The sequence below is a fragment of the Oceanobacillus sp. FSL K6-0118 genome (assembly GCF_038006665.1).
Lineage (GTDB): Bacteria > Bacillota > Bacilli > Bacillales > Amphibacillaceae > Oceanobacillus > Oceanobacillus caeni.
In genome coordinates this window covers 935,874-959,097 of the sequence record NZ_JBBOVR010000001.1, presented here as the reverse complement: position 1 = coordinate 959,097, position 23,224 = coordinate 935,874, and the positions used below count along the sequence as shown (strand labels likewise).

The window sequence follows — 23,224 nt, the reverse complement described above, 5'->3', positions numbered from 1 at the left end:
GATAGTATAATCCTGTCACCACCTTCCTCCCATCCTCGTAGGTACTAGTGCGTTGAATTAGGCAGGTATCCTGGCTCATGATCATTGCTTACTACACCTTCCCATACATAACGTATAGTGGTATTTGTAGTTCGCTCCCATTTACAGTGGCGGGACCGCGTTGGGTTTGCACCAACTTCCCTTTTAAGAGGTTGTTCAAAAAGTCCGGTGAAAATGACACTTCGCATTTCGCATGAATGCTTGCTTTTCCGTTCCTCACGTATTTACTGCATACGTTCCGGTAACGAAAGCTACACCGCCTCGAACTGCGACGCACAGGACGTGCTAGTATCGGCGTTGCAAAAGGACGTTGCGCAGTTAGCCGACCTCGGTCCTTTTCATCTCCCTTTTTGAACACTCACTTTCAGTCTATATTAGACACCTAATTCCATTTCGTATATAATTTTCCATTACTATTTTATCATACTACTAAATACGCAAAATGAAAACAAAGCATACTCTTTTTATAGCAAATCATGCAGAATTATGACATATTAAGATTAATTTTGGAACGTGAATCAAATGGTTCGTATACTTTTTTCTCCAAATATAGAAAACTAATGATAAAATATTACTATTAATAGTTTCTTTACAGAAATAGGAGTGTTTGAATTGAATAAATCTAACTTTGCAAGCACAACCATGGAAACCGTTCAATGGTTCGTTTTCTTACTTGCAAGCTCTGTTGCTATGCCCATTGTAATTGGAGCCATTTACCAGATGGATTTTATCGAAGTATCTGGGTTAATGCAGCGTTCCTTTTTTGCCATAGGCGTTGCTTCTTTACTTCAAGTTTTATTTGGCCATAAACTTCCAATTATGGAGGGTCCAGCGGGAATTTGGATTAGTATTTTTTCTGTCATGGCCGTAACGGGGTTACAAAATGGAAACTCTTTAGCCGATACATTACGTTCATTAGAAACCCTTATGCTCTTAACAGGGCTCTTTTTATTTTTATTCGGTTTCTTAAAACTCGCACAGAAAATCTTACCTGTTTTCACACCGTTAGTTACAGGAACCTTTTTCCTACTATTAACGGTTCAATTAAGTGGTACCTTTTTGGGCGGGATGTTAGGCCTACAAGGGGATTCCAATACCATTCAGTTAACAGAAGCAATCCTTGCATTTATTACCTTCTTTACCATTCTAGGATTATCAACCTTCGCTAAAGGTTGGTTAAGCAGTTATGCAGTTTTCATTGGAATTGTTATTGGTTGGGTAGGCTATGCCATAGTTATCGGAACAGAAAACCATCCGGGAAATGTCTCATGGTTTTCATTCCCTGAACTATTTGCCTTTGGAACACCAATTTTCGATATAAGTCTAATTCCAATCGCCTTTTTTACAGCAGTCATTGTTATTTCTAATACAGTTGCTTCCATTGTGGCAGCCAATCAAATACTAGGTCGACAACCGAAAGACAGTAATACAGAAATAAACAAAGGAACAATGTTTTCTGGTATTAGTCATGGATTAGCTGGAGGGTTTGCCGGAATCGCAAATGTGCCATTAGCTACTACTTCTGGCTTTATGGCTTTAACCGGTCAAAAACGTAGGAAACCTTTTGTTTACGCTACGATACTGTTAATTATCTTTACGTTTTTCCCACCGGTCATTTCACTTATATCTAGCCTTCCGGGTCCGATTGCGAATGCAGCAATAATGGCCTCTTTCGTTCAATTAGTTGGGTTAGCAGTGAAAAATTTAACATCAGTAAAATTGGACTCAAGAAAAATAACTATACTTGGGGTCTCCTATTTAATCGGAATGGGAATTATGTTCTTACCAACTGAAGTATTTGCTGATTTACCAATGATCGTGCAAAACGTAATGGGTAACGGATTAATTGTCGGAACAGGTTTAGTCATCATTATTGAACAACTATGGAGAACGAAAAATAACGTGGATTAACATTTAGAATCCGCATTGCGTGAATGGGATATCAGTATTTAAAGAGAAATCCGAACTAACTCAAATTCTAATGGAAGATTTTTGATCATAGTTCGGATTTTTTCAGACTAATATTTTTTTTCTAGCTTCTCCATCATTTTATAGATACTTCTTTCATCGCTTCATTTACCTGTATATTAGCTTTTTCACTAATTATTTCTGTTAACTTATCTTTCATTTCATCTGACATGACAACACAACTTGTTGATCTGAACCTACCCTTTACCTTTAATTCATACCCGTTATTCACTTCCTTATTAAATCCATAAAATCTATGATTCATATCAATCGGAATGAATTGAACATCTTTTATTTTATTCCAGGAAATAAACCGGTTTCCTGATAATATGCCGTCATCCACGATTGCGAATAAATTCAAAATATCATCGGAGTATGTCAAAGGAAGTAAAAACATGACATTTAACAGCCAATTTATACTATCTTCTTCTCGGAAAAAAAATAATAAGAAAAACATGGTAACAATAAAAAGAAGCAAACAAGAATAGAAAATAATTCCTCTTTTTTGCCGAGAAAATATTGGATGATAAATTAGCTTATCTGGATGTTTTCGAATCCCTAATAGTTCCTTTTCCGATATAGGTAAAACAACGTGATGACCTAATCGAAATAACACTTGAACAAATTGATAAATATAGTATCCGATTGCTAGAAAAAATATCAGTTCTAAAAATAAGACCAAGTGACGTTCCTCCTTTATTACAGAATAATACTTGTTACCATCCTTACGGGTTTCATGAAGAAAAGTTTCAGTTATTTGATCATTTTTCTAGGCTTTGGCCCATATTTCTTACCTACCATAACTATAAAAGGTGTTCCAATGATGGTCGGTAAAAACCAGAAAATAAGAACAGGAAATTCATTTAAGTATGGAATCTTATGTATATTAACTACTAACGTTGCTGTAACTATTCCAATATAAGAACCTAGCATTCCACCTAAATGTATCGATAACCATTTTTTCGATTTCTTCTTTTTAACAGACAGGAAACCCATTAAAGCTAAACTATAAGAAAACAAAGCAATGTAGAATAGATACTGGCTCTCTTCCCAGTTTATTATAGACATGAAAATAGCTGTTAAAAATACACCGATGTAGGACAAATGATAAATTTGTCCAAATCTCGTATGTTTTCCTCTTCTTTTTTTAGCAATCATGGCGAATACACCCGTTATTAAACAAAGAATACCAGTTAGAATATGGATGACTAGTAAAGTATCCATCATGCACATCACTTCCGATCATCTCTTTTTAAGGTGCAAATGATTATTTTAAACAATCATATCCTCCCTTATCTAACTTCCCAGTATTAATCTTGATTAATATGTTTTAAATTCCAATGGAAGGCAAGCCTAATCAGAAAACCAAAATGAAACCTTACAACTATCTCTTTGTTTTTGCTCATTTCATTCATCCCATTCATATAATTCTTTATTCACTCTCCACTAACAACATTCTAAACTTATTCGTCATCTTAGGAGAAGTATGATACACAACATCATCTGCTATGTAAACGAACGTGCTTACTTCATCTTCCTTTCCTAACCATAAATGCAAACCATGAGTTGGGAATTCACCGTTAGATGACTTATATTCAACCATTACATCATACTCAGGTTCAGAAACAACCTTCTCTCCCGGCTGCTCTACTGCAGTTCGAATAGCCGTTTCAAAGATATTCAAAGATTTTTGATCCTTAAACGAATATATAATATCCTCGTTCATACCACCTAACCCTTTTGATTCTGAGACCTTAACTTCTACAACTTTTTCATCTAATAAAGTCATCGTCTCATCATGTTGTGAGCTGCATCCCATTAATGATAAAAAGGATATAAAAATGATTGAAAAGATTGGCTTCAACATGCTTCCCCCTTAGAATCCATAATATTGCTTTGTGTTATTTAATACTTTTTCTGCAACTTCTATTTCTGAAAGACTTTTTAATCTTGCTATAGTGGATATAGATTGTTTGATCATAGTTGGCTCTGTTTTCTTATCTACGAATGGGCCTTCGAATTTCCAAGGACCATCTGTCTCCACCATCATTTGATCAATGGGATAAATTTGAACTAGCCTCTGAATTTTTTCTTTATATACGACCTCTGGAGTAACGGAGATATAGTAGCCATTTTCAATCATTCTAGCAATAGTAGCTTCATCCCCTTTAAACCAATGAAAATGTGCTTTGGTTACAGAATACTTCTCTAAAAGATCACAAACAATCGGAGCGTCGTCGTAAACAGCATGTATAACCATTGGCTTATCCCACTCTTTTGCCAGTTTAACAAATACTTCAAGCAATTCAGCATATAACTGAAATTCTTTTTCGGAAACTTTTCCTTCCTTACTCAAGTAATATGGCAGGCCTACCTCACCAATTGCAATCATTACATCTTTATGCTTCTTCATCCATTTAATTAAGCTCTCCAATTCTTGCTCATTTGGTGGCCGTTGCTCTGGATGAAACCCAAATGCAGCTTTCACTTTCCGATTATTCAAAGATAACTGGAGATTTTTCTTACATGAGTTAAGATTAGTAGATACGGATACCAATGCCTCTAAAAACTCTAGATTAAGTATTTGATTTATTTCATATTGATTATAGAAATCTAAGTGAATATGAGCATCGATGATCTTCAAACGTTTCACTTCCTATTTTCCATATTGTACCTATTATAATACTTTTTGGAATACTATTTACAATAGTTATAAAATAAGTAATATACATATAAGAGAATTTAATAGTTAAAGGAGACAAATATGAAGAACAACAAAAAGGGGTTTATATGGTCAAGGTTATTTGCCTTTCTCGCATTTATATTCTTATTAATTACGATTTACGGAAACTGGTTAGAACATAAGGAATTCATGGAAGAAGCAAATAACAACATCGTTGAAGTGAAGGTCATACGAAAATTTGCAGTAGTTAATCTTTTAGAGGGGCCAGAATTTTCCATTCAAATAGAAGCAATCCCTGAAAGCCATGTTCCCACAAAATACAATTCCTCCATGATAAGAGTAAGTCAGGATTTTTTTGAAAGAGCAGAGGTTGGCGATTCCATTGCTGGCTTTGAAGCGGATGGGGAGTTTTATTTAGAAAGCCATTTAAAAGAAGAGATTCATATATTTTACATTTTATTAATGATCTTTAGCCTTTATCCAGCTGGCTATATTCTATATTGGATGATGAAAATTAAGCCCATTCGAGAAGGATTCGGGATAATAGCTAAAGTATTACACTTAGAAAAGGTTGGAAATTTTATAATAACCTTTGTTATATTTGGAGGAATCGTTGCAACTTTGTTTTACTTCTCCTTTACTGAAGGAAAAGATGCATTGGAAAATGGCTACGAAAGATTTTTCGGAGACAATCATGCAGAAGCTAATGCACTTATATTGGATAAAGATGTTGATTTAAATTCGTCTTTACATGGAGACCATGAATATTACATTTCGTTAATGTATCGACCAGCTAATCAGGATGAAAGCATATTTATCGCTAAGGGAGTTACTTGGCCCACTTATAACAGATATACAGATTCTATACCAATCATTTATAACGTGGATAACCCGTACCAAGTTTTCGTTAAAGACATAACCTTTTGGGATATCGTGGAAATAATGATGACGGATACTGTCCTTATAGGCACTATTGCTATAATATTGGGTATTTTATTAAGTCTTATCCCCTATTTTTTATGGAGAAAAAAGAAATACGGGCATTATTAGATTAAACGCATAGCCTATTGTATCATGAAATCGAGTAGGAGGAGGCGACTAACCTCCGACCTCTCACACCACCGTACGTACGGTTCCGTATACGGCGGTTTCATTTAAGTCCAACGTAATGTTTGATATCGATAATATAGACTCTTCAGCCCTTGGTTTGACCAGTATCGGTCACCAAGGGCTTTATGCAAGATTGGGCTATTGGCTATTCGCCAATAGGCTTTCCTTGTGTTTGCCCATTCCCACGCTTTTCCCTTATTGATTCCTTGTTTCATTAAGTTCTTATACTTTGTTTTGACTTTCTTCCACTCCTTCCAACGTATCATTCGCAGCCTTCTTCGAATCCAGCTATCTAGACCTTTAAATATAGAAGGTGTATCTGCCAGTTGATAATAACCAAGCCAGCCCACTAGGTATCGATTTAACTTCTCAATCCTATCCTTCATGTTCATAGACTTCCTTCTAGAAGTTAGTTCTCTAATACGTTGTTTGAAACGTTGGACACTTTCTTTAGAAACCCGAATCTTCGGTTTTTCCTTATGGACAGTGAAAGAAAAGCCAAGGAATTTGCGTTTCCATGGACGGTCTACTGCACTTTTCTGTTCATTTACTTTTAATTTAAGTTTTCCTTCGATGAATTTAGTAATACTTTTCATCACTCGCAAACCGGCTCTTTTGGAGCGTACATAGATATTACAATCGTCCGCATAGCGGACGAAATGAAGTCCTCTTTTCTCCAGTTCCTTGTCTAACTCATCTAGGACAATATTTGAAAGTAGTGGACTTAATGGGCCACCTTGCGGCGCTCCTTCTGTGTTTGGACGCACTATCCCGTCCTCCATTACACCTGCTTGTAGATATCTGCGAATTAGTTTAAGCACTCTGGAATCATTAATCCTTTGGCTCAATGTACGCATTAATCTATCGTGATTAACTTTATCAAAGAATTTCTCTAAATCCATGTCGACGACCCAACGATATCCTTGTTTAATATAGTTTCTTGCTTCTCTTACAGCGTCATGACCTCGCCTTTTAGGACGAAATCCATAGCTATGTTGAGAGAATGTTGGGTCATAAATATCTGTTAGGACTTGTGCAATTGCTTGTTGGAGGAATCGGTCCATCACAGTAGGAATCCCCAACTTCCTCTTCCCGCCGTTTGGTTTCGGGATTTCGACACGACGAACGGGTTGAGGATAGTAGGTTCCCTTTTCGAGTTGTCCTCGAATGGTAGTCCAGTGTTCCAAGATATGCGCTCGTAGGTTTTGTACGGGCATTTCATCTACACCGTGACTTCCTTTATTTCCTTCTACGCGTGTTAGCGCTTGTATTAAGTTTTCCCGTGATAGTATTCTCTCCAACATGGTATCTAACTCCTACGTGAATTGTCCGTCCTTCTTGTGTGGCAACTACTTTCAGCCCTTCTAATGTCCCCCACGGATTCACCGTTTCCTCCATTAGGAAGGAATAAATGTTTCTGCTTCATTAAGTGTTGCGTACGTAAAGTGGCAATTCTCCTTAAATGATTCAGCCCTTCCTAGATATTCTAGAAGTATCTAGTACTATGGCTTCTGCTGATTTCTGATAGTTCAGCGAACATTCGCATGTTCGGTTACGCAATGTGTTGCGCATTTCTAACAGACCTCCCCGGGTAAGGATGCAATCTTTCCTTCCACCTATCTGCTTCATTTACTCTGTATCACCTTCGACAGAAAGGACTTTGTTTTGTTTTGCAAACTCATCCAATGATACCTAGCCTTATATGAAGTTTGTGTTCCTCAGACCGGAAGTTTGCCGCCCGCTTCCTTCAGATTCCGCGTCACCACGGACACCCTTGCGTTGAGCTAACCGCTACTTCTGTCTTCACGGCTCGGGACTTTCACCCTAGAGATTGCACCCATGCCGGGCGCACAAATATTGTCGACATTTCCCGGGAAATGTCGACATTGGAATAAAAAAAGGTATTAGCTTTTATATCAGCTAACACCTTTTTTTATTCTTTATTGATTTCCTTTTTTAACCCATTCTGCAATAGTTACCGTACGCTTCGCTTGATGTTTAACAGCAGCTTCTACATCTTCCACCATTTTACCATCTTGATCGACTGTTACGCTTGTTCCGTATGGATTACCACCAGCACCAAACAATACAGGATCTGTATATCCAGGTGTCGCTATAATAGCTCCCCAATGCATCATAGAAGTGTAAAGAGATAGCAAGGTTGCTTCTTGACCACCATGTGGGTTCTGTGCAGAAGTCATCGCACTTACCACTTTATTTACTGTCTTCCCGTTTGCCCAAAGTCCGCCTTGAAGATCAATGAATTGTTTCATTTGAGATGCCATATTTCCAAATCGTGTAGGTACACTAAAGATGATTGCATCTGCCCATTCCAAGTCTTCTGAAGTTGCTACTGGCACATCTTTTGTAGCTTCTACTGTAGCTTTCCAACCTTCATTTGCTTCCACTACAGAATCTGGTGCTAACTCTTCAACTTTTAATAAACGAACTTCTGCACCTGTTGCTTCTGCTTCCTCTTTAGCCCATTTCGCCATTTGAAAGTTTGTTCCACCCATTGAATAAAATACTACTGCTAACTTAACATTTGACATATTTTCCATCTCCTTATCATTTTTTCTGAGAAATTTATCTAAAAATCCCATATTTACACCATCCTACCTATAATCAGATACGCTTTCGTTATCTTTAATTAACATATTATCATTTCATAAATACTTAATTCAACATATATGCTCATAAAAGAAGATTTCCATTAGTGGGGATTTATTCCTTCACTCCCACTGATGGTTATCGGACCTTTACAGGCAATAAGACTCCTACCTACCTTCTTTGTTTCCTCAGAAGCTTGAGGTGGGAGTATTCTTTCGATCCCCAACTCAAATATTCGTAGTGGAGAGCTCAAAGACTTTTCTTATTCTGTAGCTGCTTACGAAACTGGATAAGCCTAACCAATTTAATTGACGTACAAATTATTCTTGACCAGGGAAATAAATACCGATATAGTTATATACATAACTATATAACCATATTATCGTAAACAATAAGAAGGAATAGTAGGCGATAATCTTGAGAAAAACGTTTAATCAAGACAAACCAATTTATTTACAAGTGCGTGAACAAATTGAAGATCAAATTCTGAAACATCAACTAAAAGAAGGAGAACAAGCACCTTCAACCAATCAACTCGTTAACTTTTACAAAATTAACCACGTTACCGTATCAAAAGGTGTGAACCAGTTAGTTGATGAAGGTATTCTTTATAAAAAGAGAGGAATCGGTATGTTTGTAGCAGAAGGAGCGAGAGAAATGCTTATCCAAAAACGAAAAGAATCTTTTATGGAAGATTATGTGGTGAAGTTAGTTCATGAAGCGAATAAATTGGAAATCACAGAAAATGAAATCATTCAATTTATAAAAAATGTAAAGGAGCGTGAGGCGGAATGAATATAAAAGTGGATCAATTAAGTTTACATTTTGAAAATCATAAGGCATTGGAGGATATAACATTTGAAATAAATGAAAAGAAATTATACGGATTACTTGGTCGAAATGGTGCAGGTAAAACATCTCTTCTATCTATTATTGCTTCCTTTCGTGAACCAACATCGGGATCGGTTACAATCAATGGGGAAGTTCCTTTTGAAAATGCCAAAATCATGCAGCATGTTGCCTTTCTTTATGATAAGGATTATAAAGATGAATCAGACAATATAAAAGAGTTGTTACAAGGTATACAGCGATACCGACCTAATTTTGATATGCAATATGCAGAGTATTTAATCCAACAATTTAAACTTGATACGAAAAAGCCTATTAACAAGTTTTCCAAAGGTATGCAATCTGCTGTTAATGTCGTCGTCGGGTTAGCAAGTAGAACTCCAATAACGATATTTGATGAAGTCTACCTTGGTATGGATGCTCCGGCAAGAGATATCTTTTATAAGGAATTATTAAAAGACCAGGAAAATCATCCAAGAATTATTATCCTATCTACACACCTTGTCTCTGAAATGGATTACTTATTTGATGAAGTGATTTTCATAAACAAAGGAAAAATTTTATTACAAGAGGATTATGACTCACTCCTTTCAAAAGGGGCTACGATTACCGGAGATAGGGATTTAGTGGAGACATTTGTCCAATCGAAAATGCAACTTAACGAAGAACAATTAGGTCATACAAAGTCCGTCATGATATATGGTGAACTAACTAACCAGGAGAGAAAAATGGCAATGGAACAAGGTCTTGAAGTTGGACCAATATCCCTGCAAGATTTGTTCATTCATTTAACAGAGGAGGAAAACATCGATGAAAAACTTTCCTAAAGTGGCACGTGACATGTTTTGGGCGCAAATGATATGGACATTCGGATTTTTAGGTGTCATGTTTATCATTAACATTGTTAAAATCGTAATTAATCTTGTCCGGGGAACTGAAGCGGACGGCTATTATGCATCCGTGTTAATTGCTTCTAATATTTTTATGATTATCATTGGACTGCTAGCCATATACTTTCTTCCTTATTATGTAGAAAACGGGGTTACTAGAAAGGATTATTTTAAAGGGGCGCTTCTCGCTTCCGTTGGATTATCTCTTGCAATTCCGATTATCACAGCAATTATATCTATAGTTGAACAGTTTATTGTAACGACTTTACTAAACATAAACTTCCGTGGAATAGATATTATTAATGAAGTTGTATCGGATGTAGATGGTAATATTATTGGGGATTTGGTGCTGTCTGTTATTTTAACCCCATATGTAGATCCCGGAAGTAACTGGATTTTGGCTATAGGTGTTTTCAGTTTGCAACTCTTTATCTTTTACCTAATTGGTTGGTTCATTAGTGCAAGTTTCTACCGATTTGGTACCGTTACTGGTCTACTGTTTATTCTAGTAGCTATTATGATTAACTTGTTAAAAGATTATTTCCTTAGAATTTCACTAGGTTTACCTTTGTCTGATCGCTTTTCAACGTTGGACTCTCTTCCACAAGGGGTGACCGTCCTAGGATTATTGTTATTAATTGTTTTCACCGTCTGGATCATTCGTTTATTGACGAGAAAAGTTGCGATTAAAATGTAAGTCTTATTAGAAAAACAAATAGGAGCAACGAATACGTTGCTCCTTATTATTTGAACTTCTACCCTTTGATGGAAAACGTAATACAGCGTTTATTCCATTATATTACTACACAGAACAGACCCTAACTCCGCACAAAAATGATGAACGAAATCAGGGTCAGTCTATTAGAAATATAAAAAGTAAATAACAATTACTAAAATAATTCGATAAATCGCAAACGGAACTAATTTAACTTTATTAATTAATTTTAAGAAAAAGCGAATGGATACTAAGGCGAACACAAATGCACTAATAAACCCAACGATGAAAAATGGTAATGCCTCCAGTGTAAAGTATTCCCAGTTTTTTAATAATGACAAGAAACTTGCTCCAGCCATAATCGGAACAGCCATAATAAAAGTAAAATCAGATGCCGTACGGTGATTCATACCTAATAATACCCCACCAGAAATCGTTGCACCTGATCTAGAAAATCCAGGCCACAATGATAAACATTGAATCAACCCTACTGAAAAGGCTTGCTTATAACTAATTTGATCGACGGAAACGACCTTTGGATTTTTAGAACGAAATAAATCCGCTACAATCATAAAAATCGCACCGATAAGTAAACCAACTAAAACCGTTTTCGTCGTAAATAAATACTCATCAATGTAATCTTCAAATAGTAATCCAAAAATTCCTGCAGGTAACAAACCAACTATAATGTGTGTAAGTTTTAAATGTGGACCACTTTTAGCCTGTTCTTTTTTATTAAAAACCCGATTGAGTCCAAGTAAATCAATAAATCTATCTTTAAATACAACCACCACGGCTAAAATGGAACCGAGCTGGATAACAATTTTAAATGTATTAGCTGCATATTTCCCTAAAAAATCGGTAGACTTTAACCACATATCATCCACTAAAATCATATGACCGGTAGAGGACACTGGGGCAAATTCTGTTAATCCTTCCACCAACCCAAGTATGATGGCTTTTAGTAGTTCAATAAATTCCATGTTTAATCTCCTTACCTACATGTTTAATTCTTTAAATGCATGTTTCATAGTAAACGTTTATTCTAGTTTTGTAAATACCCTCTTCTTATACAATCTAAGTTACCAAATAGATTCCCTAAATTGTCTACCCGCTGCTTGCCTTCTATATGTTACTCAAATTAAGGTGCTCTCCAACGGGAGTAGCACCTTCATCCTCTACTTATTTTTTACTTCATTTGTCAATTCAATAAATTCCTCAACATCTTTTGCTGCTAGCTGAATTCCTGCTTCCCAGAAATCCCGTTTGGTTAGGTCAACACCCAAATGTTTTTCCGCCAAATCTTCCACCTTCATCGATCCTGTATCCCTTAATAAGGCGATATATTTATCCTCAAATCCTTCTGGTTGTTCTAAGTATTTCGCATAAATTCCCAAACTAAATAGATAACCAAATGTATACGGAAAATTGTAAAAAGGTACGTCATCAATAAAGAAGTGAAGCTTACTACACCAAAAATGGGGATGATAACTTGATAAACGATCACCATACGCTTCTTTTTGTGCTTGAACCATTAATTCATTTAGTCTTTTTTCAGAAACAATTCCTTTGGAGCGCTCCTCATAGAACGCATTTTCAAACAGGAACCTAGCATGGATATTCAAAAACATTGCCGTAGCATTTTCTAACTTAGAATTTAACAGGGAAATCTTTTCTACATCATTTTTGGCATTCTTTATCGTCGCATTCCCAATGATGGTTTCCGCAAATGTACTTGCCGTTTCTGCCACATTCATCGCATATTGACGATTTAAACTTGGAATATCCTTCATGACATCACTGTGGAAGGCATGTCCTAATTCATGAGCAAGGGTGCTCGTATCTGCTGGAGTCCCTGAGAATGTCATAAAAATCCGAGACTCTTCAAACTCTGGAAGACTCGTGCAATAACCTCCAGGACGTTTATTTGGCCTATCCTCTGCTTCTACCCAACGGCTTTCTAAAGCATGTTTCGCAAAACGAGATAGCTTAGGACCAAAGGATGCAAAGTTAGTAATAACAAACTCACATGCCTCATCATACGTAAAACGAGTTGGTTTCGCATCTTCAAGCGTAACCGGTGCATCCACATCCTGCCATCCTAATTTGTCCATCCCGAACAGAGTTGCCTTTTGGTTTAAAAAGTCGAGGAACGGTTGTTTATTATTAGCAACAGCAGACCACATCGCGTCTAAGGTTTCTTTAGACATCCGATTATACTCTAATGGCTCCTCTAGATGATCCTTTCGCCCATGTGCTTTTTGTAACGTTATTCGATAACCATCCAAATGATTAATCGTATCCGCAAAAATTGGAGCATACTTCGTCCAAGCAAGTTCCCATTCCTCGAAAATCTGCTTTCTTACTTGAGGATCGGGATCTGCATACATTCGATTCATAGCTTGTCCAACAGATAATTCCGTTACTTTTCCATCTTCATCTTTATAGGGAATTGTCATAATAGACACGGCCGTATCATAAAGACGACTCCAAGCTGCTAAACCATCTTTATTTAATTCAGCAATAATTTTTTCCTCTTCTTCTGATAAAAGGCGTTTTCCTTCATCACGCATTTCATTTAAGGTAAAGGATATTTCCTTTAACTCTTTATCATTCAAAAGCTTCTGCCAATCCTCATCTGAAATGTTTACCAGTTTTTTAGTAAAGGTTGTTGATAACTTTTGCACTTCACTAAACAAATCCATGATTTGTCCCATTACCACATTAGCATGTTCATCATCCATGTATGCGTCATGTGTCATTTGTACAAAGGTAGAAGATTGACCTAATCCCTTAGCAATCTTTTCACGTTTATTTAAAATATTTTTAAAGGTTGTAACGGACGGATCTTCTTGAAAATCCCAATCCCTTAATAACGTTTGATAAGCTTGAATATCTGTTTCAACCGATTTTATTTTTTTCTGCAATTCTTCTGATTTCGTACCACCAGGAAAAATACTTTCCAAATCCCATGTATCTGCGTATTTCATTTTTTCCTCTCCTTTCGTTTTATACCTTTGCCAGTTCATAAATAGCCTGTGCATAAATAGCTGTTGCTTTTAATAAATCATCCACGATGGCGTATTCATCTTTTTGGTGCATCACATCTTCACGTCCAGGAAATAATGCACCAAAGGCAACACCATGATCCAAGGCACGTGAATAAGTTCCTCCACCAATAGCAAGAAGTTCTGCTTTTTCCCCTGTTTGTTCCTCGTATACCCTCTGTAATGTTTGAATAAGTGGATCATCCTTCTTCACATAAGTTGGCTTAGAATCTGTAAAGTTTTCCATTTTTAGTTCATTTTTCTTTAAGGTTTCTTCTATTTTCGCTTTTCCTTTTTCTATATCAAATGTTACAGGATAGCGCATATTTAATCCAATATGGCCGCCCTTTTCTTTTGTATAATTCATGATTCCAACATTGATGGTTAACTCTCCCGATTCTTCATCTTGATAAGAAATGCCAAAAACTTCCCCACGCGATTGATTAAAGAAGGAAGAAATAGTTTCTACAAACTTTTTCCCTTGTGCGTCCAATCCTAAGCTTCGTAAAAATTTAGCCAAGAAAATACCAGCATTTTTCCCATTTCGTGGTTCAGCACCATGCGCACTTTTACCAACTAATGTCAAAGTGAGTTCATTCCCATTTGCAGAAACGTCTCCTTCTAACTCCCACTCCCTGAGATAGTTTCGATATTCCTGATCGATTTTTCCTAAATCAGAGTTCATTTGTACATGAACCTCTGCAAAATCTGGCACCATATTGTATCTACGGCCGGATTGAAATGATAGCAATTTAAAGTCGGCATTTGGAGTACTAGTACCGATATCTTGGACAATGTCATAATCAGAAATTCCCTTTTCCGCAAATATGATAGGAAAATCCGCATCAGGCACAAAGCCCATATCTGGCATTTCTTCTTCTGCAAAATAATGTTCCACACATCTCCAGTCACTTTCCTCATCTGTTCCAACAATTAAACGAACTCTTTTGTCCAGTGGCAGACCTAATTCTTTTACAATTTTCATTCCATAATATGCTGCAATCGTTGGTCCTTTATCATCACTAGAGCCTCGCGCATAAATCTTTCCATCTTTTATCACTGCACCATACGGATCGACACTCCAGCCATCTCCTTCTGGTACCACATCAACATGCCCTAAAATACCAATAAGTTTATCTCCTTGTCCCATTTCAAGATGACCTGCCAAATTGCCAACATTCTTTGTGATAAATCCATCTTTATTCCCCATATTCAGCATATATTCCAAAGCATCCTTAATCCCTTGCCCTAAAGGTGCTTCAGGGTTTTTATCGTTTTCATTCAACACACTTTTGATTCGTAAAAGTCCTTGTAAATCCTTTATAAAATCTTCTTTTCTTTTCAGCACTTCTTCCATCCAATTGATATGATTCATTTATCGTTCACTCCTTTGTTTCGACATTCAACTCCATTAGTTAAGTTTACCAAAAACAATGTTATTATAAGAGTTTACAATCTTCACTACTTTTTGTTAGAGAATAAGTTAAGTCATTCCGACCGTATCATTTATCAAGTTTCAGAACGTTGGTTATACTAAAATTATATATCAAAATAAGTTGAGGTAATGATAGTGAAATGGATAAAAAAACTATTCAAACTAGGAATCGCCCTTGTCATTCTTTTTGTAATAGCAATCGGTTTAATAGGTTACTTTCAATACAAAGAAGCTATTTCCGAAATACCTATCTCAGAAAAAGTAGAATCGGTTAAAAAAGTTGACAGCTTTGTACCATTGGGTGAAATTTCTCCTGATTTCACAGATGCGGTTGTCGCTGTAGAGGATCATCGTTTCTATGAACATGGTGCCTTTGATTTTATTTCACTCGTTCGCGCAGCCCTTGTCAATTTAAAAGCAAAGGAAATTAAAGAGGGTGGTAGCTCATTAACACAGCAAGTTGCTAAGAATCTTTACTTTAGTAATGAACAACATTTTATCCGTAAAGTAGCGGAACTTTTTGTTGCTTTTGACCTAGAAAGAATCTATAGCAAGGATGATATTTTAGAACTATACGTTAATATCATCTATTATGGAGAAGGTAATTACGGAATAAAAGAAGCAAGTACCTACTATTTTGGTAAATTACCTGTTGAACTTGATTATGATGAAGCAACTTTCTTGGCAGGTTTACCACAATCACCTAGTGTGTACGGTGCCAATATTAATTTGGCGAAACGGAGACAATCGGAAGTAATGGAGGCATTGTCTAATTATCGAATGGGAAAATAAGTGTTTCGTAAAAATACACTCATAATTTACTTCATTATAGTAGATAGTAAACATATCCTAACGCTTACAGGAGGATTTAAATGAATGGTGAAATGAATGCAAAGCTAACCTCTGCCGAAATTGCTTCACTTTGGACTGGGTACATGAATGATAGCATGGAAAAATGTATTTTAGGATTTATGCTAAAGCATATAGAAGATCCAGATATAAAACCTGTTGTTCAATATGCTTATGATATATCATCGAGTCATTTAAAACAGCTAGTTACCATTTTTAATAAAGAAGAATATGCTCTTCCTAATGGTTTTACCGAAGAAAAGGACGTTAACATGGATGCTCCTTGGCTCTATACTGGTTTATTTTGTTTAAGCTACGTGAACCATATGGCAAAAGTGGGCATGAAGGCTTATAGTGATTTTATTTCCTTGAGTTATAGAAAGGACATACGTAATTATTTTATAAAGGCATTATCAGAAATCACTACTCTCTTCGAACAATCGATTGATACTAGTCTTTTAAAAGGATTAAATGCTAGACATCCGTATATTCAAGTTCCAAAAGAAGTTGACTACATCGATAGTAAGAAGTATTTTAGTGGGTTAAATCCTTTTAGTGAAAAAAGGCCTCTAAATGCTGTTGAAATTACTTATTTGTATCAAAATGTTACAACTAACTCCGTAGGTATGAAACTATGCCTTTCTTTTGCTCAAACGTCGCCATTAAAAGAAGTACAGGATTTTATGATACGAGGAAGAGATATTTCGAAAAAACACATTAAGATTTTTGTAGATACATTAATGAAGGACGATATTGAAGCAGCACAGGTACCTGATGTAGGAATCAGCGACTCAACAACGCAAACATTCTCAGACAGATTAACGATGTTTCAAATGTCTCTTCTCATGTCTTCCGGAATAGGAAATTACGTCACTTCTACAGCCAAAAGCCAACGCAGTGACTTAGTGGTAAACTATGAACGTTTGTCCCTAGAAGTGTCTCGCTTTGCCAAAAGTGGAGCCGACATCATGATTGCAAACAATTGGTTAGAACAACCACCAGGAACTAAAAATAGAAATAAATTAGCAACCGACAAAGAATAAGGCTGTATCCATGATCAGTCTTATTTTTTGTTTAAATATGATGAGAACTTGCGTCTGGCCTCTAATATAAACGTCGAGTGCTGATATAATACCAGCTTTTGCTGATATCCCTCGCCGTGTGCTGATATAGTATCAAATTTTACTGATATCTCACGCCGTGTGCTGATATAGCTCCTACTTTTACTGATATCTCACGCCCGTGCTGATATAGCTCCTACTTTTACTGATATCTCTACCGAATACTGATATAGCTCCAACTTTTGCTGATATCCCATGCCATGTGCTGATATGGCTTCAACTTTTACTGATATCTCACGCCCGAGCGCTGATATAGCTCCAATTTTTGCTGATATCCCATGCCATGTGCTGATATAGCTTCAACTTTTACTGATATCTCACGCCCGAGCGCTGATATAGCTCCAATTTTTGCTGATATCCCATGCCATGTGCTGATATAGCTTCAACTTTTACTGATATCTCACGCCCGGGTGCTGATAAAACGCCCTCTCTATCTATGCGTAATATTAAACGCAGAAATCTTAGAGAACATTCACCCATTTGTCTAATGAATGACCATTCAAGATTAGAAATACTAGAGACCAAAAAGAGGTTGGAACATAACGAAATGTTTAACTCAAAAGACGAACAATCCCGCAGAATTTCCGGAGCAGTTTATCCACTCCAAACTTCTGCAAAGTTCGGATTTCCCTTTTGATAAACATTTTTGTCCCAACCTCTTTATTCTAATCATTAGCTAATATGCATCTTTGAAGTTTTTCCTCAACAAGTAACTACCATCAAAATTGGATACTTTTTATTATAAAGCAACAACTTATATAAACCTTTTTAGTCTTGATTAAACCAAAGTGGATCATTGTTATCAACTTCACCGTTATAATTGATTAGAATCTCGTCCCCTGCTTTTATATCTGTGTAAGCATAAAAATTAAATGTGTGGTTGTCAAAGTTAATCTCATAAGTTGCATTTGGTTCATAAGAATGGTTAAACAACATTCCATAACCAAGAAGGATAGCAGTGTGATTGATCCCATACTCAAAGGCGTAATCAGCTAGCAACGTTTTCTCAATGTGTTGATGCTGATCGTTTGGATAAGCGATAACAGGTGCTTCATGTAATAGCTCTCCTTTTTTGAAATCACATGTAGCAAATACCCCTCTATTAAATTCTCCATCACTTAGCGGAGATGTCTTTACTTCAATCATGTTGTTCACCTACTCACTTTTAAAATATTCTCTCCAACTGTAACATTAATTTCAACAAGAAGCACTCTTTATCTTTATTTGGATTGATTTCGTTCATCATGCAAATTTATCCACTCTGCATGCGTACTTGATAATTACTTTCATTTCTTTATTAGATTAGGCGTGATTATTAACGTTGCGTATTTAACTACAAATCACCTAATGCAACAATTTCTCCGTTTGATCCATTCACTCCATATTCACAGTCAATCTTTCCGCAAAGAACATACTGCTCGCAATCAAAGTCATAAACATAATAGGGATTTATTTCGAATTTATCTTTTATTTTCTCATACGCTTCTTCTCTTGTTATAGTAACCTCTTCTGGTGGGGAAAAATGATCAAACATCTCCAGCATCGGTTTGTTATCCACATAATTTACTGCTTGGAATGATTTTGGATCAATGATGATGACAAGTTTTCTTTTAAACACACGGTTAGTCTGATTACTCATTCTTAATATGGCGTTTATATATCCGTTTTCACGATGAAGTGTTTTAAGAATCCATTTTCCTGTATCTTTTGGATAGTCTTGTCGCAATAATTCCCGTACTGTTAATAGGCATTTCTCTTTTTCCACCTTTGTAATTGGAAAAGAATCAGGAGACGGCTCCAAGGTAAAGGCTTGTTCTACCGTGGCTTCCTCCAACCAATGAACCTCTTTCCGATCAAAAGGTTTATCAACCGGTTCATCCCAATGAATGGTTTCTCCTATTTTTTGATACGACCTTACATCTTCAATAAATTCAAAGGATATTAAAGATGTATTCTCATTTGCAACATAGACCTCTTCAACGGCATAAACAGGAAATAACTTCTCCTGTTCAAATGAAGGAAATTCAACCAATTTCAGTTGTTCCTTTGCTAGATGTTCGACACTTTCAAAAGTAAGTGTATATTTTTCAGCCTTTACCATTTCTTTAGAAGGAAATTGACCAAGTACGGAGAAAAAGGTTAACCTACCTTCATTATCTAATTTAATTTCAATGGACCCTGAAGGTGATACTGCGATACCATCCATACATTCATTGAAAAGAAGTCTGCCTTCCTCTTCTTTATGTAACTGAAATTGTTTACCATAGGTTAATCCGGTTTCCCGCTCAATCCATTTTATCATGTCGTTTCTATCCAAGCCTGCGAATGTAACCCCATTATTTACGTACGTCTTACCCATGACAAAGATAACACTTTCGTATTTTCGAGTAGTTACATTTATATCAATTACCGCTGTACCTTCTGGATTGGAATCATCATCTTCAGGTACGGTGACATGGTTTGGAAACCACTCCATCGATAATGTGTAAATCGTCTCATTAAAAATATTTACATTTCTTCTGAGACTATGTCTTTGTAAGAAGTAATTATCTAGGCCGAATTTCGTTTTCGTTAGATTAACTAATTCTGTTATTCTTCTATCCATCATTTTTTCTCCACACCTTTTAGTATAGCTTAATCAATACATGCTTCTAATTTTGAAACCAATTCTTTGTATTTAGCAAAAAAATCCCTAATCGGAATAACAGAAAAATAAGAAGTGATTTGGGAATTTGCCAATAGACATTCGTCATAAATTAAACTAATATTCAATAGCCTTTGTGGTTTTACTCCTTTTTGAATGAGCAAATTGGCCAATTCTGTATATAATTGTTGCCCTATTTCATCAACAGATTTTTCTACTGAAATATGACCCGCGAAGCTATGCCACCATACGTTGAATGATTTATATATTTGATTAAATGCCTTTGAACTATTTTCATTAATCACAAATAGCTTTTCATAATACAAATCTTTATCTTCATAAAATGGAATGACACCGTTTTTATTGTCTTCGGCTATTTGTTGAAATATTTCATTCCATAGTTCTTTAAACTTTATTTCAAAGTCATCTTTAAACACCACTGTTATTGGTAAATAAGGAAACCTTAATTTTTCTTCATTTTGATCTTGATTTAGATAAATGTTTTGTATGTAAATCAAAAAGTTCAAAGCAAAAGATGTATCAGTCCCAATCTCTAATGAATTTTTCATACGCCTGCTCCTTTTTACTTTTCTTCCGTTCATTCTTTATATTAAAGATCCCTATCGTTCCACAAACCAATACACCTAATACTAAAATACCTGTAAGAATCCAACTTTTACCCCAACTTGTAATTGCACTTAACAAACAACTTAACGCAATGACTAACACCCCATATTTTTCCCGCCATTTTGTAAACTTTGAAGTACCTTCATTACTCAAAAAACTCAACCCCTTAAGGTAGGTAACTTAGATTACCTTTGTCACCAATAATCATTCATCAATGTATCAGGGAATAGGTTGTACAATTCCAATGTTTTGCACCTGTCTTTCTTATCCCTTCCCATCTTTTTTTCTGTAATTCTTTTGCTATTAACATATTAAAAAAGCCATGTCCTACTAATACTACCGATTTATACCTTTCTGCATACTCAATTAATTGCTCTGAAGCCTTTACCGCCCTTATCTTTGCATCTCTTAAAGACTCGCATCCGTTAGAATAACCACAAAACCATAATAACCTTAAAAAAAAACGTCCAAGTGCTCGGTCTTAATTTCACATATTTTATGGATGCAATTGGTAATTCTACTTCTCGAAATAAGGAGTCGGAGATTGTTTGAACTTCCGGTTTTAGTAGTTTAGCTGACTGAACAGCCCTTTCTAAATTACTTGTCACAACTATTTTGGCGTTTTCTACTTTCTCTCTCGTCTCAAGAGGATAGGTTAACTCTTTAAATACACCATTGGAATCATATTTTTCTACCCATTTCTTAAACTCTGAACAAATCACCTTGTCATTTTCATTGAGTTGTGACCTTCCGTGTCTAATCAATGATATTTCCATAACTAATCTCCTTGAACTATCTATAATGGTTTATTTCTTCAAAATTTAATGTTCTCTTGTTTAATACACTGCTACAAATCATTTTTGAAATCTCTTCGCTAACGTTAAGAACAGAAATAAAAGAAGCAGTGAATAAATGATAATCCATAAAAATGGAAATAAAGAAAGATCCAAGATACTTTCACCATTCCAATTAAATAATATAGGTTGTGTACTAGCTGCCGGGGGAATTATCCAAGTTATGTTCTTAAGATATAATGGAAGGGCATCATATATTCCTAAAGCTGCTAAAGATATGACGATAGCAAGAGATAATCCCCCATAAGAATTAACGGCGCTTTCCGTTATCACTTTACTAAATAAACTTGCAACACTTATTCCTAGTATCGATAGAAAAACAAGGTTCACAATGGAAACTAGGCCAATTTTTAAAGTTACTGGTTCCTCAAACATACCAAAAATAATTGGATAGATAAATGCATAGAGAATTAGTATCAAAGAAATGATCCAAACGGCAATTAATTTGGATAGATAATATCGATTCCTACCACCTAGATGAAGAATCATCACTTGCCTTTGAACAGGTGAATCAAGTGATAAAACACTCATACATAACCAGGCGGATATAATATATACAATCAATGCCGATATAGCATAACTATCAATTACTGGATTTTGGGTGTAAGAATAATAGACAAAAATCAAAATAATGAATGTTGAAATAGGTGGAAAATACTTATGGGAACGAAGATAATCGTGTAAAGTATATTTTATTAATGCTTTCATAACGATCTCTCCATATCATTTAATGTTACCGTTGATACCGCCTCAATACTTCCATTTAATTGAAGAACTCTAGATAAAATAACATCGCTCTCTTTTACTGGAACATAAAGATATAATTGTTGGTCCTTTTCTTCCAACTCAAGTATCTCGCCCCACTCTTTAACAAATGATTTGTCTACATTTCGAACTACCAATAATTTTATAGATTGTTTTTCAATAGATTCCGTTACTGAAATACTTCCATTATGTAATAAAAAAGTGTTATCTACTATTGATTCAAAAATATGAGACTCATGATACGTTATCAATACGGTGGTTCCTTGCCTTTTCAATTCCCCTATGATTTTCACTAATTCTTCCTGCGATTCGAAATCAAGACCGGATAATGGCTCATCCAAAATTAATAGGTTGGGCTTCTGCATAATTGCCTGGATAAGTCCAACTTTTTGAATATTACCTTTTGATAGTTCCATGATTCGATGGTTATCCAGTCCTTCTAGCTGAAATCGGTGTAATAAGTTCTTGATTCTTTTCGTTAAGTAATCCTTTGAGATTCCACTCATCTCCCCCATGTAACGTAAATATTCACTTGGGGTGAATCGAATATTTTTAGGAAATCTTTCGGGCACATATCCGATTTTGATGTTTTTGTTAAGGTAATGGACCTTTCCAGAACTTGGTCGTTCAATACCCGCTAGGATCCGTAGTAAAGTGCTTTTTCCCGTCCCATTTCCACCTAAAATTGCAATGGCTTGATTCTCATTTATCGATAATGAAATATTACGTAAAACATTTTTATTCGTATAGATTTTACTAATATTTTCAAGTTCAACAAGTTTGTCCATAAAACGCTCCATTCTGAGTGATCAAGTATAACTACTTATACTTACGAAAAAATCACGTTGAAGTTTCAATATTTTCTTCATTTATTATAAGTTAAACTCTACTATAGATGGGAAAAAAATTTTATTTAGGTGTATACATTTATGATTACTTACTCGTTGTATAAGTATAGGGAGGACAAATTATGAAAAAGGAAGTCTTGTAGAACTTTTTGCTGCAAAGTAATTTCCAG

23 protein-coding genes and 1 riboswitch are annotated in these 23,224 nt (G+C 35.6%); of the genes, 7 read left to right on the top strand and 16 right to left on the bottom strand.

The genetic code is table 11. The features are described 5' to 3' along the window. Positions 1–43 precede the first annotated feature (43 nt). Positions 44–239, bottom strand: a riboswitch (cobalamin riboswitch). A gap of 412 nt (positions 240–651) precedes the next feature. Continuing rightward, the gene (locus MHI02_RS04970) at positions 652–1,950 is read left to right on the top strand and encodes a purine/pyrimidine permease (RefSeq protein ID WP_047184355.1); all 1,299 of its coding nucleotides are present in this window, start codon (positions 652–654) and stop codon (positions 1,948–1,950) included. 133 nt (positions 1,951–2,083) lie between these two features. On the opposite strand, the gene MHI02_RS04965 is transcribed toward MHI02_RS04970, so the two are convergent. From MHI02_RS04965 to MHI02_RS04950, 4 genes are all read right to left on the bottom strand, one after another. Further along, positions 2,084–2,689, bottom strand: a complete 606-nt coding sequence (locus MHI02_RS04965) for a hypothetical protein (RefSeq protein WP_060668766.1) — start codon at positions 2,687–2,689, stop codon at positions 2,084–2,086. Positions 2,690–2,760: 71 nt separating this feature from the next. Further along, positions 2,761–3,240 carry a DUF2306 domain-containing protein gene (locus MHI02_RS04960; RefSeq protein ID WP_047184357.1) on the bottom strand — a complete coding sequence of 160 codons (480 nt, stop codon included), beginning with the start codon at positions 3,238–3,240 and terminating at the stop codon, positions 2,761–2,763. Between the two features lie 199 nt (positions 3,241–3,439). Further along, the gene (locus tag MHI02_RS04955; RefSeq protein ID WP_047184358.1) at positions 3,440–3,871 is read right to left on the bottom strand and encodes a hypothetical protein; all 432 of its coding nucleotides are present in this window, start codon (positions 3,869–3,871) and stop codon (positions 3,440–3,442) included. Positions 3,872–3,883: 12 nt separating this feature from the next. Then, positions 3,884–4,651: a TatD family hydrolase gene (locus MHI02_RS04950; protein ID WP_047184359.1), complete on the bottom strand. Its 768-nt coding sequence runs from the start codon at positions 4,649–4,651 to the stop codon at positions 3,884–3,886. 120 nt (positions 4,652–4,771) lie between these two features. Here MHI02_RS04950 and MHI02_RS04945 point away from each other — a divergent pair, with 120 nt between their 5' ends. Next, positions 4,772–5,740: a hypothetical protein gene (locus MHI02_RS04945; RefSeq protein WP_047184360.1), complete on the top strand. Its 969-nt coding sequence runs from the start codon at positions 4,772–4,774 to the stop codon at positions 5,738–5,740. 104 nt (positions 5,741–5,844) lie between these two features. Here MHI02_RS04945 and ltrA read toward each other — a convergent pair whose 3' ends face one another. After that, positions 5,845–7,104 carry a group II intron reverse transcriptase/maturase gene (gene ltrA / locus MHI02_RS04940; RefSeq protein ID WP_047183676.1) on the bottom strand — a complete coding sequence of 420 codons (1,260 nt, stop codon included), beginning with the start codon at positions 7,102–7,104 and terminating at the stop codon, positions 5,845–5,847. Positions 7,105–7,740: 636 nt separating this feature from the next. Continuing rightward, positions 7,741–8,352, bottom strand: a complete 612-nt coding sequence (gene wrbA / locus MHI02_RS04935) for an NAD(P)H:quinone oxidoreductase type IV (protein ID WP_047184397.1) — start codon at positions 8,350–8,352, stop codon at positions 7,741–7,743. A 475-nt stretch (positions 8,353–8,827) separates the two neighbouring features. On the opposite strand from wrbA, the gene MHI02_RS04930 reads away from it, so the two are divergent. Genes MHI02_RS04930 through MHI02_RS04920 form a run of 3 tightly spaced genes read left to right on the top strand, consistent with a single transcriptional unit; the run spans position 8,828 to position 10,846 of the window. Further along, the gene (locus tag MHI02_RS04930) at positions 8,828–9,205 is read left to right on the top strand and encodes a GntR family transcriptional regulator (protein ID WP_047184361.1); all 378 of its coding nucleotides are present in this window, start codon (positions 8,828–8,830) and stop codon (positions 9,203–9,205) included. After that, entirely contained in the window at positions 9,202–10,086 is an 885-nt protein-coding gene (locus MHI02_RS04925) for an ATP-binding cassette domain-containing protein (RefSeq protein WP_204798355.1), read from the top strand. Before MHI02_RS04930 ends, MHI02_RS04925 begins: the two co-directional genes overlap by 4 nt. Continuing rightward, positions 10,070–10,846 (top strand): hypothetical protein, encoded by a 777-nt coding sequence (locus MHI02_RS04920; protein ID WP_047184363.1) that lies wholly within the window; start codon positions 10,070–10,072, stop codon positions 10,844–10,846. Before MHI02_RS04925 ends, MHI02_RS04920 begins: the two co-directional genes overlap by 17 nt. 164 nt (positions 10,847–11,010) lie before the next feature. Here MHI02_RS04920 and MHI02_RS04915 read toward each other — a convergent pair whose 3' ends face one another. From MHI02_RS04915 to pepV, 3 genes are all read right to left on the bottom strand, one after another. Next, on the bottom strand, positions 11,011–11,847 hold the full coding sequence (locus MHI02_RS04915) for an undecaprenyl-diphosphate phosphatase (RefSeq protein ID WP_047184364.1): 837 nt from the start codon (positions 11,845–11,847) through the stop codon (positions 11,011–11,013). Between the two features lie 195 nt (positions 11,848–12,042). Next, positions 12,043–13,854, bottom strand: a complete 1,812-nt coding sequence (locus MHI02_RS04910; protein ID WP_047184365.1) for a M3 family oligoendopeptidase — start codon at positions 13,852–13,854, stop codon at positions 12,043–12,045. 19 nt (positions 13,855–13,873) lie between these two features. Continuing rightward, the gene (pepV, locus tag MHI02_RS04905) at positions 13,874–15,286 is read right to left on the bottom strand and encodes a dipeptidase PepV (protein WP_060668764.1); all 1,413 of its coding nucleotides are present in this window, start codon (positions 15,284–15,286) and stop codon (positions 13,874–13,876) included. 189 nt (positions 15,287–15,475) lie between these two features. On the opposite strand from pepV, the gene MHI02_RS04900 reads away from it, so the two are divergent. Both MHI02_RS04900 and MHI02_RS04895 read left to right on the top strand, forming a co-directional pair. Continuing rightward, positions 15,476–16,138, top strand: coding sequence for a biosynthetic peptidoglycan transglycosylase (locus tag MHI02_RS04900; protein ID WP_047184367.1), 663 nt, complete (start codon positions 15,476–15,478; stop codon positions 16,136–16,138). An 80-nt stretch (positions 16,139–16,218) separates the two neighbouring features. Then, on the top strand, positions 16,219–17,238 hold the full coding sequence (locus MHI02_RS04895) for a DUF3231 family protein (protein WP_145523722.1): 1,020 nt from the start codon (positions 16,219–16,221) through the stop codon (positions 17,236–17,238). A gap of 846 nt (positions 17,239–18,084) precedes the next feature. Here MHI02_RS04895 and MHI02_RS04890 read toward each other — a convergent pair. The 7 genes from MHI02_RS04890 to MHI02_RS04860 all read right to left on the bottom strand — a co-directional run bounded on the left by MHI02_RS04890 (position 18,085) and on the right by MHI02_RS04860 (position 22,994). Further along, complete coding sequence (locus tag MHI02_RS04890) at positions 18,085–18,462, bottom strand: SET domain-containing protein (protein WP_047184369.1); 378 nt, start codon at positions 18,460–18,462, stop codon at positions 18,085–18,087. A 187-nt stretch (positions 18,463–18,649) separates the two neighbouring features. After that, positions 18,650–19,921, bottom strand: coding sequence for a hypothetical protein (locus tag MHI02_RS04885; RefSeq protein ID WP_047184370.1), 1,272 nt, complete (start codon positions 19,919–19,921; stop codon positions 18,650–18,652). 29 nt (positions 19,922–19,950) lie between these two features. Continuing rightward, on the bottom strand, positions 19,951–20,529 hold the full coding sequence (locus MHI02_RS04880; RefSeq protein WP_341165704.1) for a hypothetical protein: 579 nt from the start codon (positions 20,527–20,529) through the stop codon (positions 19,951–19,953). Further along, complete coding sequence (locus tag MHI02_RS04875) at positions 20,501–20,740, bottom strand: hypothetical protein (protein ID WP_047184372.1); 240 nt, start codon at positions 20,738–20,740, stop codon at positions 20,501–20,503. Before MHI02_RS04875 ends, MHI02_RS04880 begins: the two co-directional genes overlap by 29 nt. 272 nt (positions 20,741–21,012) lie before the next feature. Beyond that, positions 21,013–21,363 (bottom strand): hypothetical protein, encoded by a 351-nt coding sequence (locus MHI02_RS04870; protein ID WP_341165703.1) that lies wholly within the window; start codon positions 21,361–21,363, stop codon positions 21,013–21,015. 78 nt (positions 21,364–21,441) lie between these two features. Then, the gene (locus MHI02_RS04865; protein WP_204798350.1) at positions 21,442–22,149 is read right to left on the bottom strand and encodes a hypothetical protein; all 708 of its coding nucleotides are present in this window, start codon (positions 22,147–22,149) and stop codon (positions 21,442–21,444) included. After that, on the bottom strand, positions 22,146–22,994 hold the full coding sequence (locus tag MHI02_RS04860; RefSeq protein ID WP_204798348.1) for an ABC transporter ATP-binding protein: 849 nt from the start codon (positions 22,992–22,994) through the stop codon (positions 22,146–22,148). The genes MHI02_RS04865 and MHI02_RS04860 overlap by 4 nt, the downstream gene beginning before the upstream one ends. Positions 22,995–23,224 lie beyond the last annotated feature (230 nt).

Bases quoted from the DNA above. Each gene is read 5' to 3' on its own strand.
- pepV (WP_060668764.1), bottom strand. From the start codon at position 15,286: ATGAATCATATCAATTGGATGGAAGAAGTGCTGAAAAGAAAAGAAGAT.
- MHI02_RS04865 (WP_204798350.1), bottom strand. From the start codon at position 22,149: ATGAAAGCATTAATAAAATATACTTTACACGATTATCTTCGTTCCCAT.
- MHI02_RS04885 (WP_047184370.1), bottom strand. From the start codon at position 19,921: ATGGATAGAAGAATAACAGAATTAGTTAATCTAACGAAAACGAAATTC.
- MHI02_RS04925 (WP_204798355.1), top strand. From the start codon at position 9,202: ATGAATATAAAAGTGGATCAATTAAGTTTACATTTTGAAAATCATAAG.
- MHI02_RS04880 (WP_341165704.1), bottom strand. From the start codon at position 20,529: ATGAAAAATTCATTAGAGATTGGGACTGATACATCTTTTGCTTTGAAC.
- MHI02_RS04900 (WP_047184367.1), top strand. From the start codon at position 15,476: ATGATAGTGAAATGGATAAAAAAACTATTCAAACTAGGAATCGCCCTT.
- wrbA (WP_047184397.1), bottom strand. From the start codon at position 8,352: ATGTCAAATGTTAAGTTAGCAGTAGTATTTTATTCAATGGGTGGAACA.
- MHI02_RS04890 (WP_047184369.1), bottom strand. From the start codon at position 18,462: ATGATTGAAGTAAAGACATCTCCGCTAAGTGATGGAGAATTTAATAGA.
- MHI02_RS04960 (WP_047184357.1), bottom strand. From the start codon at position 3,240: ATGTGCATGATGGATACTTTACTAGTCATCCATATTCTAACTGGTATT.
- MHI02_RS04920 (WP_047184363.1), top strand. From the start codon at position 10,070: ATGAAAAACTTTCCTAAAGTGGCACGTGACATGTTTTGGGCGCAAATG.
- MHI02_RS04895 (WP_145523722.1), top strand. From the start codon at position 16,219: ATGAATGGTGAAATGAATGCAAAGCTAACCTCTGCCGAAATTGCTTCA.
- ltrA (WP_047183676.1), bottom strand. From the start codon at position 7,104: ATGTTGGAGAGAATACTATCACGGGAAAACTTAATACAAGCGCTAACA.
- MHI02_RS04910 (WP_047184365.1), bottom strand. From the start codon at position 13,854: ATGAAATACGCAGATACATGGGATTTGGAAAGTATTTTTCCTGGTGGT.
- MHI02_RS04860 (WP_204798348.1), bottom strand. From the start codon at position 22,994: ATGGACAAACTTGTTGAACTTGAAAATATTAGTAAAATCTATACGAAT.
- MHI02_RS04870 (WP_341165703.1), bottom strand. From the start codon at position 21,363: ATGGAAATATCATTGATTAGACACGGAAGGTCACAACTCAATGAAAAT.
- MHI02_RS04945 (WP_047184360.1), top strand. From the start codon at position 4,772: ATGAAGAACAACAAAAAGGGGTTTATATGGTCAAGGTTATTTGCCTTT.
- MHI02_RS04915 (WP_047184364.1), bottom strand. From the start codon at position 11,847: ATGGAATTTATTGAACTACTAAAAGCCATCATACTTGGGTTGGTGGAA.